Source organism: Synechococcus sp. B60.1 (assembly GCF_047462555.1).
Classification (GTDB): Bacteria; Cyanobacteriota; Cyanobacteriia; order Thermostichales; family Thermostichaceae; genus Thermostichus.
Map to the genome: position 1 here is coordinate 1 of NZ_JANSJN010000084.1, position 12266 is coordinate 12266.

Annotated in this window: 12 protein-coding genes; 6 read left to right on the forward strand and 6 right to left on the reverse strand. The window is 60.4% G+C overall.

Annotation, left to right across the window (positions count from 1 at the left end):
- Nucleotides 1-44: 44 nt before the first annotated feature.
- The 4 genes from NW863_RS09825 to NW863_RS09840 form a co-directional block, all read right to left on the reverse strand.
- The gene (locus tag NW863_RS09825) at nt 45-182 is read right to left on the reverse strand and encodes a nucleotidyltransferase family protein (protein WP_414366027.1); all 138 of its coding nucleotides are present in this window, start codon (nt 180-182) and stop codon (nt 45-47) included.
- 507 nt (nt 183-689) lie between these two features.
- Nucleotides 690-1043, reverse strand: coding sequence for a DUF86 domain-containing protein (locus NW863_RS09830; RefSeq protein WP_414366029.1), 354 nt, complete (start codon nt 1041-1043; stop codon nt 690-692).
- Nucleotides 1033-1350: a nucleotidyltransferase family protein gene (locus NW863_RS09835; protein WP_414366031.1), complete on the reverse strand. Its 318-nt coding sequence runs from the start codon at nt 1348-1350 to the stop codon at nt 1033-1035. The genes NW863_RS09830 and NW863_RS09835 overlap by 11 nt, the downstream gene beginning before the upstream one ends.
- A gap of 382 nt (nt 1351-1732) precedes the next feature.
- Nucleotides 1733-6532 (reverse strand): translocation/assembly module TamB domain-containing protein, encoded by a 4800-nt coding sequence (locus NW863_RS09840; protein WP_414366033.1) that lies wholly within the window; start codon nt 6530-6532, stop codon nt 1733-1735.
- Between the two features lie 295 nt (nt 6533-6827).
- Here NW863_RS09840 and NW863_RS09845 point away from each other — a divergent pair, with 295 nt between their 5' ends.
- The 5 genes from NW863_RS09845 to NW863_RS09865 all read left to right on the forward strand — a co-directional run bounded on the left by NW863_RS09845 (nt 6828) and on the right by NW863_RS09865 (nt 10346).
- Nucleotides 6828-7190: an STAS domain-containing protein gene (locus NW863_RS09845; protein ID WP_414366034.1), complete on the forward strand. Its 363-nt coding sequence runs from the start codon at nt 6828-6830 to the stop codon at nt 7188-7190.
- Between the two features lie 3 nt (nt 7191-7193).
- Entirely contained in the window at nt 7194-7910 is a 717-nt protein-coding gene (locus tag NW863_RS09850) for a precorrin-2 C(20)-methyltransferase (protein ID WP_414366035.1), read from the forward strand.
- An 808-nt stretch (nt 7911-8718) separates the two neighbouring features.
- A complete protein-coding gene (locus tag NW863_RS09855) occupies nt 8719-8865 on the forward strand; it encodes a hypothetical protein (RefSeq protein WP_414366036.1) in 147 nt (48 codons plus the stop codon).
- 339 nt (nt 8866-9204) lie between these two features.
- Nucleotides 9205-9735 (forward strand): GNAT family N-acetyltransferase, encoded by a 531-nt coding sequence (locus NW863_RS09860; RefSeq protein WP_414366037.1) that lies wholly within the window; start codon nt 9205-9207, stop codon nt 9733-9735.
- A gap of 41 nt (nt 9736-9776) precedes the next feature.
- On the forward strand, nt 9777-10346 hold the full coding sequence (locus tag NW863_RS09865; RefSeq protein WP_414366038.1) for a peroxiredoxin: 570 nt from the start codon (nt 9777-9779) through the stop codon (nt 10344-10346).
- Here the strand turns inward: NW863_RS09865 and NW863_RS09870 are convergent.
- A complete protein-coding gene (locus tag NW863_RS09870) occupies nt 10343-10528 on the reverse strand; it encodes a hypothetical protein (RefSeq protein ID WP_414366040.1) in 186 nt (61 codons plus the stop codon). The genes NW863_RS09865 and NW863_RS09870 overlap by 4 nt on opposite strands.
- Between NW863_RS09870 and NW863_RS09875 the strand changes: the two genes are divergently transcribed.
- Entirely contained in the window at nt 10527-11285 is a 759-nt protein-coding gene (locus NW863_RS09875; RefSeq protein WP_414366041.1) for a glycerophosphodiester phosphodiesterase, read from the forward strand. The genes NW863_RS09870 and NW863_RS09875 overlap by 2 nt on opposite strands.
- Before the next feature lie 12 nt (nt 11286-11297).
- On the opposite strand, the gene NW863_RS09880 is transcribed toward NW863_RS09875, so the two are convergent.
- Complete coding sequence (locus tag NW863_RS09880; protein ID WP_414366043.1) at nt 11298-11894, reverse strand: protein-L-isoaspartate(D-aspartate) O-methyltransferase; 597 nt, start codon at nt 11892-11894, stop codon at nt 11298-11300.
- Nucleotides 11895-12266: the final 372 nt, after the last annotated feature.

Consider the following 12266-nt stretch of genomic DNA (forward strand, 5'->3'; position numbering starts at 1 on the left):
CTGATCAATCCATCCTGCTTCCGAAGTTGGTTTGCTAAGTGTTGCTACTGTACCCCTTGATTCCTTAACAGGCTGTAATGCTTGGAGTCGGCTTTACCCATAAATTCAACTAGGATATCAATGTCGCTGCCGGCTTGATCCTCGCCACGAGCGGTTGAGCCAAACAGGGCCAGTCGCCGCACGCCAAACTGCTCTTAAATCTCGGCAAATTGCTCGCCGAGCAATTGTAATACTTGTTGTTTCCTCATGGTTGGGCAGATTGGATCACTCACTTGTCAACTCTCTAAGGGGGAACGCAGGTTGGCCGCTTGTTTCGATCTTCCAGGCTCACACAGGTAGGTGTTTATTCTAGCTATCTTTAGGAGTCACGGAGTCCGGTTCAAGGGATCCCTGGCCGTCCAAAAGCCGTTGAAAAACTATGGCCACTTCAACCTAGGTTAAGACAGTCTCCAAGCGGTTCTCGCCACTACCCAAGCACTCGGCGCCGCTGCCCTCACCCCCGGCCCCTCTCCCAAAGGCGCCCTCACCCCCAACCCCTCTCCCAAAGGGAGAGGGGAGTTAGAGCGGCGCGTTCGCGACAGTGTTGCGTAGCAATGACGACGTAACGAACCGTAGTCTGGCCAGAGGGGATCCCGTCAGAGGGGGTTTCCAACTGGATGAAAACGGCGGCGTTGCTCCTGAAGTTAGGGTTAGCAGGGAGAATCGGAGAGACTACGCTTTAGTTTCTGTAAATTGTCAAGCAGTTGGGGCATATCACTTTGGATGATACTCCACAAAACGTCGTTGTCTAGAGCAAGATAAGCATGAATGATACGGTTACGAGTGGCAATGAGTTGTCGCCAAGGAATATTTTCGTTCTGGTTACGGACTTCTGCAGGAATGTGAGTGGCTGCCTCACCAATCAACTCGATGTTTCTCAGGGTCGCATCATAGGTTCGGCGATCCTGTTCAAAGTCTTCTTGAGTGTACCCCTCTGTGTATTCAAGGACTCGCTTGGCAAATTCAATCATATCATCTAGGTAGAAACGCCATTCACGGGACATAGATTGCTTCTTTTTCTATCAATGGACGGAGTTCGGGGCGTAGAGCCTTGTCGGTCACAAGGTCTAGGGGGCATCCAAGTTTGTCTTCCAAGTAGAAGAGCAGACCGAAGTAACGCTTGGAGTCGGCTTTACCAATAAATTCAACTAGGATATCGATGTCGCTGCCGGCTTGATCCTCGCCACGAGCGGTTGAGCCAAACAGGGCCAGTCGCTGCACACCAAATTGCTTTTGAATTTCGGCAAATTGCTCGCTGAGCAATTGCAATACTTGTTGTTTCCTCATGGTTGGGCAGATTGGATCATTCACTTGTCAACTCTCTAAGGGGGAACGCAGGTTGGCCGCTTGTTTCGATCTTCCAGGCTCACACAGGTAGGTGTTTATTCTAGCTATCTTTAGGAGTCACGGAGTCCGGTTCAAGGGATCCCTGGCCGTCCAAAAGCCGTTGAAAAACTATGGCCACTTCAACCTAGGTTAAGACAGTCTCCAAGCGGTTCTCGCCACTACCCAAGCACTCGGCGCCGCTGCCCTCATCCCCGGCCCCTCTCCCACCCTCACCCCCGGCCCCTCTCCCAAAGGGAGAGGGGAGTTGGGGAGAGTGCTCTGCGCGCATTCGCGACAGTGTTGCGTAGCAATAACGATGTAACATAGTGTAACATAACAAACCGTAGTCTGGCTGGGGCGGATCCCGTCAAAAGCGAGTCTCGAACTCGATGGCAATGGCGTTGTTGCCCTCGAGGTCGGTGCTGGCGCGGGTGAGGGTTTGTTCGTTGAGGCGGTAGCGGGCGCTGTAGCGGGTGGGCTGAAAGGGATCCGTCAGGTTGCGCTGCACCGAGAGGGAAGTGGCGGGCCCCAGATCGCGGGCCACTTCCAGGGCCAGGCCCACCGAGGAACGTCTGGGGGCACGGGTATCGACCTGGGGGACGGGGCTGAGGCGAACCTCATCCAAGCCGAGGGTGTCCCGCAGCGTCTCCACCACATCGTTGAGTAGGGCTGTTCCCGCCAGTCCGGCCACCCCGGCTTCTGGATTCAGTTGGGCCAAAGCTGTTCCCCCCAACAGGGCGACAATCTCTTCTGGGGAGCGGCTGGGACTGCTAGAAAGCGTCAAAACCCCGTTGCGGGGATCCGCAGCCGCAAGCTGGCTGGCCCGTCCGTTGACAGTGGCCAATATCTCGATGCTCTGCTGGGATCCCGGTAGGGTGCGGTTGGTCTCAAAAGGAGAGAGCTCCTGGGGAAAGCGATACACCTCGAAGGCTTGGGTCACCAGGCGCAGGTTTAAAAAAGGATCGAAGGGGTTGTCTAGGTCAAAGGTGGCGGTGTTGGGGCGGGAGCGATCCAGGCGAAAGTTGGCAATGGGCAGGCTGACGCGGCCTCGCTCCAGGGCAATGGTGCCCGCCGGACGTAGATCTTGGGGAGTGCCAAACAGGCGCAAGCTGCCGCTGGCGTTGAACTCAAATAGGTTGGGGCGCTGCACGCGGATCCCAGGCCCCAAGACCAGCTCCAACCCGTTCAGCCGCGGCTGCCAGAAGGGATCTACCTGAGTCGCGTCTGTAGGAGCTGCCGCTTGGCGCGGGCTGACATCGACGATTCCATCGGAGATCTCTAGGTGTCCCTCCATCAGAGGCCGCAGCAGCAGGCCGCCCACCGTCACCTCTCCTTCCAGGCGGCCTGTGTAGAGGTTGGGCAGGTTGAGCTGGATCCCTTGCAGTTGCAGCGTTAAGGGTGGCGCGGTCTCGTCCCTCTGCAGGGCGCCGCGGGAGTTGACGGGCAAAAAGCCGTTGGCCAACAGGGATCCGCCCCCCAACTGGCCCCGCAGCTCCCGCACCTCCAATTGGTTGAGGTTAAAGACAATTTGGCCGGTCAGGTCGGTGATGGGCTCCGGCAGGGCGGCCAGTTTGAGGATCCCGGAGCTAAGGCTGAGGTTCCCCTGCAGGCTGGGCTCTCGCAAGGTGCCGCGGATGGCCAGCTCCAGTTGGCTTTGGCCGCCCTCCCAGCGCACCTGGTCGGTGAAGAGGTTGACCAAGCGCAGGCCGCCATTCTCGGCTTGCAGGCTGAGGTCGATCTGATCCGAGGCGGCCCGCACCTCAGCAAAGGGCAGGGTGTAGGGCACCAGGCCAGAGAGGCGGATCGGCTCGTCGCCGTTGGCCAGCAGGGCGCCTTCCAAGCGCAGTTGTCCCTGGTGGTAGTCAAATTGTCCCCCCACCTCCTGCAGCGGCACCTGGTTGATCTGGGCGTTCACCACCGTCAGGGAACCGCGGGCAAGGGGATCCCGCAGGTTGCCTGCCAGCTCCACATCCAGGTTGAGATCCCCTTGGAGTTCCAGCCCATCCGGCAGGAAGCGATCCAGCAAAGCCAGAGGAAATCCTTGAATTTGCAGGGATCCCGACTGTTCCTCCAGGCCCAACTTGCCGGTGAAAAGGGCTTGGCGTTCCCCACTGCGCAACAACAGTGGCTGCAACACCACTGCCCCCTCGACCAGGCTGCCGCTGGCGGTGAGGCTTTCAACACCAAACTCCTCCGCTTGCCAATTCTGGCCCTCCAGGTGAAAGCTGACGCTGGGCCGGTTGAGGTTGCCGACGAGGCTGACGCTAGCCTGAAATTCCCCCCGCAAGCTGGTGGGCGGCGGGATGCGGGGATCCATGCGGCTGGCCAGGGCCTCCAGGTGGGCAGCCAGGATCTGGGCGTAGTATTCTAGCTGCTCCCAGAGGGGATGGTTGGGCAGACCAACCGGATCCGTCCGCAGCACCGCGGCAGGGCCCAAAGGTGGCAGCCGAAAACCGCGGCTGGTGATATCGCTCCACTTCCGCCACTTGAAAGTAGAAATGATATCTTCCAGGCGACCCCGGCGGGTGCTGATCTGCAGGTCGATTTGGGGAACGGGAGCCGCCGAGGTGGGATCCAGAGAGGTCGCCGGCAGCTCCAAAGTACCGCTGGCGGTGTAGAGGCTCTGGAACAGCTCCAGTTGGGCTTGGGCAAGGGTCAGACGAGCGGGGCGAGAGTCGTCTCCAGGGTGGTAAGCGAAATCCACTGCAAGGCCCTGCGCCTCGAGATTGCCCAGTCGCAGCCCCTCGACCGCAGCTTGACCTTGAGCAGCGCCACTGGCCAGGTCAAGCGCCACCTCCCCATCGAGGGTTCCCTGCAAGCCGGCCCATGCCCCAGCAGCCACCCCCCCCAGCCAAGCTAGCGGCAAGCGGTTCGCCACCACCTGCAGCTCATCTTGCTGTCGTTGGCCGCGCACTTCCGCCTCGCCCCGCCGCAGCTCGAACTGCAAGGGCCGAAACTGGGGATCCAACTGCAGCGCCAGCCGCTCCCGCGTCCCCGCTAGCTCCACCGTCGTCCCCTGGCTAGACCAGCTAAAGGGCCCAGCCAAGTCGGCAAAGGCTACCTCCCCCACCTGCAAGCCGCGCAACTGGGCCTCCCCCGTCACCTGTAACTCCTCCAGGGAGCCGCGGAGCTGCCCGGATCCCTGCAGCACTCCTGCCACCCTCGGCGGCAGGCCGGGTACTTCTGCCAGGGGGATCCCGTCAGCGGCAAAGTTCAGATCCAGGGATCCCACCTGCAGCGTCTGCGGGTCTACGGGGATCCGTCCCTCTAGCCTGGCCAAGCGGGTGGTGCCGGCCAAGATCTCTGCCTGCTGGATACGCAGGTCAGATCCTTCCCAAGCTAGCTGGCCGCGGATGCCGTCAACCCATGGCCATCTCCTCTCTCCCAAAGGCTGGGACAGGGCTAGCGACCCTTGCGCTCGCAACGCCGCCAGGAAACCCACCTCCGCCGCCTCCGCCGTGTTCATCTGCGCCATCAGCTCCCCGGAGAGGGATCCCGGCCACTGGGGGTTAAAAAAGGCCAGCGGCAGATCCTGGGGAGCCAGCCGCGCCTGGAGTTGCCCTGCCGCCCACCTTCCCGCCACCTGGGCCCGGCCCCCGCCCAGCTCCAACACGGCCTGCGGCACCTCCACCGCCCAGCCCCCCGCCTCGGGCAAGATCTGAAGCTGTCCTCTGCCGGCAATCTCTCCCCCTTGGGTTTCCCAGGTGGCCTCCACCTGGGGCCGGGATCCCGTCAGCGCCACCTGTACCTGAGCACTTACTGGCCCCGCCCAGGGCAGCTCGCCCCGCCGCGGCAGGTTGAGGTCGTAGAGGGCCAGCACCTGCTCCACGTCGGCCCCGCTGACCTGCAAATTGAACTGGCCCGCCAAGCCGGCAGCCCATTGCAGTTGTCCGGATCCCTGGATGCGTCCGCCGGCGGCCTTCAGGTCAATTTCCTCAAAGGCCAAGGTCTGGTCGGCCCAGCGGAAGCCAAAAGCATATTCCGGCACCGCCAGGCGATCCACCTGCCCCGGCGAGATCCCTTGCAACTGCCCTTGGATCTGCGGCCCCTTGAGCGGCCCAGTAACCGCCAGGGATCCCGCCACCACCCCTGCCGCCGCCACCGGCAGCTCAAAGTTGAAAGTCTCCTGGATTTGCTGCCAACTGGCTGGAGCCATGACAGCTTGCAGATTGAACCCCTCGTTGTCGCCGAAGGCAATGGAGCCGTTGAGATCCCCGAAAGAGAGCTGGCCAAAGCGACCGCTCACCCCCTGCAGATCCAGCTCCTCTAGGGTAAAGCGAACAGAGCCCTTCACCTCTTCAAAAGGATGCGGCAACCTCTCCAACCCCAGCCGCGCCTGCTGAACCTGGGCTTGCCCCGTCAACTCCCAAGGGCGTTCTCCGCCCCAGAGGACTTGCAGATCCAGACTGGTCTCCCCTTCCACCTCGGTCAAGGGCGCCGCCGGCAAGACGCTGGGCAGCAGCTCCAAAGGCAGACGCTGGGCGGCCAGCGTCACTGCGCCAGAAGCCTGGGCGAAATCCGCCACCCCCCTAAGCTGCAAGGGATACCCTCCTTCCCTCTGCAGAGGACGCAGCCGCGCCGAGAGCTGGAAACTGGCCCGATCCCCTCCCCCCGGCGGAGCACTCAGCCACACCTGCACCTGGCCCTGCAGATGGTCAAACTGGCGCCGCTCCCCCACCAAAGGGATGGCCGTCAGGGATCCCTCCTGCAAACGGACGTTCAGCCCCTGCAAGGGCAGGGATCCCTCCCCTTCTGGAAGTTGAAACTGCACATCTGCCCAGCCGCGATCCAGCGTTTCCATCAGCAGCAACTGGGGCCGGTTCAGGGTAATGTTGAGCACCCACTCGCCTGTTTGTAGCCAGGTCCAAAAGTCGGGGCTGAGGTCGATAGAGCCGATGCTGGCCAAATGTTCGATGTGGCTTTCTCCCAGCCTCACCTGCCAAGGGGCCACAAACCTTACCTCCCCCAATTCCACCCGCCGGCGCATCGCCTGCGAGAGGGTTTCTTCTACCTGGGGCAGCACCTGATTTTGAAGATACGCCCCGATTCCCCAGGCGGCGCCCAAGGCAGCAGCCGTCAAGCCCAAACCCAGCCCCGCCCCCACCCCAATCCAGGTCTTGGAGGAGAGGGGAAATCGTTGCTCTTTCTCGCGCTGATCTTCGCCCAACACCCACCCTCAGGGATCCGAACCACCCCAGTTGAGAAGCCCTGTTTGGCCCGCAGGCCGGCCTCCTCTGAATAGGGGAAGCTGCCCCCATCCTACCCAAGGACTCCCGGCCTGCCACGAGGGGACAGAGAGAAGAGATCCCTGCCCCGAGCCGCAATCCCCTGCCCGCGGAAAAATACCGTCTCGCCCGCAGGGATGCTAAGCTATCTCCACGCCCGAGATCGGGCCTCCATCTTCTGTCGAGATAGACAAAAGGAGAAAAGCCATTCCGGAACCTCTGTCTCTGACGGTCAGCTTGCGCGGCAGCCACGAAGCACTGCAAAACTGCCAGGTCTTTTACCTGACGGGCCTTCTGGATGCCTTTTCTGAGCCGGTCTTTGTTAAGGTGGTCACCAAATACTTAGAAGAGGGATCCCCCAACCTTATCCTGGATTTGACGGGGATCGACTTCATCGATAGCTCCGGCGTCGGTGCCCTGGTGCAATTGGCCAAGCTGGCACAGAGCCGTGGAGGTATCTTTCAGGTGGTGAGCAACCCCCGCGTCACCCAAACCGTGAAACTGGTACGGCTAGAAAAGTTTTTGTCCTTGCGCAACTCTCTGCAGGAAGCCTTGGATCGCCTGAGGGAGGAAGGCACGGGCAATCCAGAAACCACCTGATACATGGGCCTGGGAACTTTTTGGGGGATCAGTGCTGGAGCCGGGGATCCCGAGTGGCTGACCCTCAAAGCAGCCCGCATCCTCGGCGCCGTCCGCTGGGTGGCCTGCCCTCAGAACGCCATCGGCCAGCCGGGTTTAGCCTATCAAATCGTGCGCCCCTGGCTGCGACCGGAACAAACCCTATTGCCGTTGCATCTGCCCTTTGTTACCCAAGTTGAGCTTCTGCAGGCGGCCTGGCAAGCGGCTGCCGAGCAGCTGGCCCCGCTTCTAGAACGGGGTGAGGATGTGGCCTTTGTGTGTGAAGGAGATGTGGGCCTCTACAGCACCTTTGCCTACCTGGCCCAGGCCCTGCAGCAGCGGATCCCTGACTTGCCCATCCAGGCCATACCGGGGGTGTGCTCTCCCCTGGCTGCCGCCGCCGCTCTCGGATCCCCTTTGGCGCTCGGCTCCGAGAAATTGGCGATCCTACCCGCTCTTTTTGCCCTGGCGGAGCTGGAGGCGGCCTGTGCCTGGGCAGACGTGGTCGTGCTGATGAAAGTGGCCCCTGTCTATCCTCAGGTTTGGCAGTGGTTGGCGGCAAGAGGTTGGCTGCAGCAGGCCAGCTTGGTGGTTTGGGCCGGTTGGCCGCAGCAAGTTCTCTTCCCCACCCTAGAAGAATTGGCCGACTATCGCCCCCCCTACTTTTCCCTGCTAATCCTGCACTCTCGGCCCCGGAATTGAAGTTCTCCCCGACACCCTTCTGAAGTGGGAGGCCCACTGAAGCCGGGTCGAGTGGCCTCGGTTAAATCCTCGGCTGAGCTGGGGACCCAGCCCCCCTGCTTTCTGAAAAGTTTCTAAAAAGTAGACCTTGCTTCTGGAAAAAGGCAGAGGATCCGACTGCAAGATCCACTGGAGACCTATGTTGAAGAAATATGGGAAGGACGATTAAAGAAATGACCTAGACTGTTAAGAACAGTTGCCAGCCATTGTAGAGGGATTTGACCCAAGCTAGATTAGAGATGTGGTGATTCAAGCAAGGAGGATAATATCTCAGCTTCATCTCAAAGGCGAGACACCAGCCTGCAATCTGCTCAAGCTCAAAGCTTCCTGTCGGTCAACGTTTTGATCCAATCTCATACGAACTTCCGATCCGTTGCGCCGGCAGGTTTCTATAGCAAGTGGTTGTCTTGCCCAGCGGGGCACCTGGCACCTACGACAGGTTTTCCTCCAAGGAAGGGACATGGGAGCTAGATCAAATAGCGGTCGGGTCTGTTGAGGTTAGCCGCTGCAACGATAAGAGGTCGTTTACCTCTGGTGAGATGGCAAGATGGCAAGCGGCTTTACCGGTTGAGGAGGTGCTGGCCTGCTATTTCGAGTCTCCGTTTAGGATCAGGGAAGAGGTGGAAAACCGATGCTCGGTTGGGTTCAGGTGCTCCCCCCTGCAGACTCTGGCGAATCACGACTCTGCTCAGGAGGTCAAGGGCTGCGGGCTTTAGCAATTTTGGGTTCGCCCAGTTCATAGTTTCACTCTCGCTTGGAGGAGGTTTTTATGCTTGCCTTTCTCTCGAAAATTGCTAGAGCAGTTATCCGCGTGTTCACGCCTGCCAAGTCTGATCTGATTGAAGTAGGTTACCAGCCCATTACCGATGATGTCTATCGTGTCAAAGGCTCAGCTCGCTATGCGGGTGAGCTGTAGGGCACAGTGCGAGAGCGGGTCAGGTTTTGGCGCTTCAACACTCGGGAGCAGAGCTTCAAAAGTGGGTTCGTCAGGTAGCTGTTCCACTTTCCCCGTCGATTGAGCAGTTGAACTCATCAAAAGGAGGAGGGTGAGCTCGGAACAATCGAATAGAAGCTCCAACAAGTGAAGAGATAGCGAAGTTTGGGTGCAGGTGACCTGCATCAGGGTGGGTAGTTCCCCCCCACTTAGGTTTTACTGGTTCAGTGGCGGTGCCGCTGGGGTTGCCGCCACTTCTTGTTGGTTGCGAGTTGCGTGCAGCTTCTCTGCGAAAATAGCAAGGACGCTTGCAACAGATGCTTGAGCGCCCTGTTTTCCTCTGTGTTGCCCTCCCTCGTGGTCTATCCCGTCACACTGGGTGATCTGGATCCCGTGGCGGAGGTTCTCGCCCAGGTGTTTTATCCGCCTTTGGGTCTGCAGCGCTGGCTTTACCCGATTCACAAGCTGGGCATCCGCCAAGATTTGTGCCTCAAGCTGGCGGCCAGGGATCCGCACTACTGCTGCCTGGCGGCGGCGGTGGGATCCGAGGTGGTGGCCACTGCTGAGATCTCCTTGCGGGCCATGGCCCATGGCAAGTATCCCTATCTTTCCAACTTGGCGGTGTTGCCCGCTTGGCGGCGGCGCGGGATCGCGCGGCAGCTTTTGCTCAGCGCCGAAGGCGTGGTGCAAGGTTGGGGCTATCGCCAGTTGTATCTGCACGTGGTGGAAGACAATCTGCCCGCCCGGCAGCTCTACGCCCAACTGCGCTACACTCCCATCCAGCGCACCTCTCAACTTTGGCGGTGGCTGGGGATCCCACCCCAGCTTTTGCTCTGCAAGTGGCTGCTGTGAAGTTATGTAAACTAGAGTTAGGGAGCTGGAGAGATGTTGCCGTGATTGTCAAAAAAGTGGCCAGGATCGGGCGCTGGCTGGGCCTGGCAGGGTTGTTTGCGGTTTTGCTGGTGAGCTTTGTAGGTGTCCAGTCTGCCTTGGCCCAGTGGGGCACCACTCCCCTGCCGGAGATCGGGGCGCCGGCGCCGGAGTTTGAGCTGCCGGATCAGTCGGGCCAGGTGCGGCGGCTGGCGGATTTTCGCGGCAAGTGGGTGGTGCTCTACTTCTATCCCCGCGACTTCACTTCCGGCTGCACGATCGAGGCCCGCCGCTTTCAGCAGGATCTGCCCAAGTTTCAGGCTCTGGGGGCACAAATTGTGGGCGTAAGCGCCGACTCGGTGGACTCCCACCGGCGGTTTTGCACAGCAGAGGGGCTGCAATTTCCTTTGCTTTCGGATCCTGAGGGCACCGTTAGCCGCGCCTACGGCTCCTGGATGGGGGAGATGGCTCTGCGCAACACTTTTTTGATCGACCCCGACGGGATCCTGCGCGCCATCGACCCAATTGTCAACCCCTATCGGCACAGTGCCGAGGTTTTGGCCCAATTGCAAGAGCTTACCCAGGCCGGCTAGTCCTGTGGGCCAAAGGTCTGCTCGAACTCTTGCAGCAGCTCGTCGATTTCCTCGAGGGCTTGATTGACATCGACCCGCAAGCTGCCCAGGTCTGGCTTTTCCAAAAGCTTGACCAAAGCTGGCCGGCGCTCACGAATGCGCTTGATACGCTCTTTTAAGGCGGCAATTTCGGCTGCGTCCATGGCTACAGAGATTGTTTCAACTTCTCCAGCCTATCGCTTTCCCACCCGGATTGTCGCCCATCGTGGGGACCACACCCACGCTGAGGAGAATACCCTGGCCGCTTTTGCGGCGGCCATCGAAGGCGGGGCCGACGGGATTGAGCTGGATGTGCGCCGCAGCCGCGACGGGATCCCGCTGATTTTTCACGATGCCGAGCTGGAGGGGCAGCCGTTGGCGGCGCTCACCTGGGCCGAGATCCGCGCCCGCAAGCCCACGATTCCCACCTTAGAGGAGGTGCTGCTTCAGGTTGGAGGCAAAATTGCCCTCGACATCGAGCTGAAGGAGGCCGGCTATGAAGAACAAGTCCTTGCCTTGATTGGCAAGCAACTGTCCCCGGATGCCTGCGTGCTCACCTCCTTTTTGCCCCAGGTGGTAGGGCGGCTGAAAGAGCTTTTGCACCGCGGCAGTTCCGCTCCCCCTTTCCAGGTTGGCCTGTTGGTGGAGGCGCAGTCGGAGGAAGAGAAGGGATCCCCCTTGGCCTATTGCCGCGAGCTGGGGGCCGACTTTCTCGCCCCCCACTACTCTTGGCTGAACCTGCCGTTTTTGGCGGCGGCGGCCCAGGCCAGGATCCCGCTCTACGTCTGGACGGTGAACGACCCGGAGATCATGGCCTTCTGTTTGCGCCCGCCTGTGGAGGAGCTGCCGGTGCAGGGGCTAATCACCGACCGCCCTCAGTTGGCGCTACAAATTCGCGCCCAGCTCTGGGCCGCCTCCTGAGGATCCCCTGCCCTAGACCATGGGCACAAATTGCACCGGGAAAGCGCCCTTTTGCACCACCCCTTCCGGGGTTTTGTGGAGGATCAGCAAGGATTGGGATCCCTGGCTTTCGCCCACCGGCACTACCAACCTGCCCCCCACCGCCAGTTGATCCAGCAGCAACGTCGGCAGGGTTGGGGGGGCTGCTGTGACCACGATGGCGTCGTAGGGGGCGTGTTCCGGCCAACCTTGATAGCCATCTCCCTGGCGCACCTCCACGTTGCGGTAGCCTAAGGCAGCAAGGGTTTGCTGGGCACGGGCGGCCAAGGGAGACAAACGCTCCAGGCTATACACCTGTCGGGCCAGCTCGGCCAAAATGGCCGCCTGGTAGCCGGATCCGGTGCCGATCTCCAGCACCACCGATTCGGGTGTGAGGCAGGCCGCCTCGGTCATGAAGGCAACGATGTAAGGCTGAGAGATCGTCTGGCCGTAGCCAATGGGCAGCGGGCAATCCTTGTAGGCGCGATCCCGCAGCTCCGGGGGAACAAAAAGGTGACGCGGCACCTTGCGCATTGCTTCCAGCACCCGCGGATCGCGGATCCCCCGCTGCAAGATTTGCTCCCTCACCATCCGTTCCCGTTGGGCAGCAAAAGGACAAGCCTGCCTCTCCCCACCGCCAGCGGCAGGCTCAGGAGCGTCCAACTCGGCAGCCGGGATCCCAGCCCAGGGGTTAGAAGTCCTCTTAAAGAGAGATGAGAACAACCTTACCATTGGCGCACAACCTCCGAAGCTAACAGCTTGCCGGGATTTTCCGGGAATGCTGCGCCGTAACTGCACCCAGCTCGGGATCCCTTAACTCGATTCTGGCCCACTTCCCAAGAGACTTCCAGCTTTAACGTAAGGTGCGGAATTCCCCACCGTACAGACGGTGGGGATGGATAGCACCCTCTGACTGATTCTGGATGTATTGCTTCACAATTTCTAGGGAGCAAATCATGCCAA

What these genes read in the sequence shown, in the direction of transcription:
- NW863_RS09830 (WP_414366029.1), bottom strand. Translation starts at nt 1,043, where the DNA reads ATGTCCCGTGAATGGCGTTTCTACCTAGATGATATGATTGAATTTGCC.
- NW863_RS09850 (WP_414366035.1), top strand. Translation starts at nt 7,194, where the DNA reads ATGGGCCTGGGAACTTTTTGGGGGATCAGTGCTGGAGCCGGGGATCCC.
- NW863_RS09855 (WP_414366036.1), top strand. Translation starts at nt 8,719, where the DNA reads ATGCTTGCCTTTCTCTCGAAAATTGCTAGAGCAGTTATCCGCGTGTTC.
- NW863_RS09875 (WP_414366041.1), top strand. Translation starts at nt 10,527, where the DNA reads ATGGCTACAGAGATTGTTTCAACTTCTCCAGCCTATCGCTTTCCCACC.
- NW863_RS09870 (WP_414366040.1), bottom strand. Translation starts at nt 10,528, where the DNA reads ATGGACGCAGCCGAAATTGCCGCCTTAAAAGAGCGTATCAAGCGCATT.
- NW863_RS09880 (WP_414366043.1), bottom strand. Translation starts at nt 11,894, where the DNA reads ATGGTGAGGGAGCAAATCTTGCAGCGGGGGATCCGCGATCCGCGGGTG.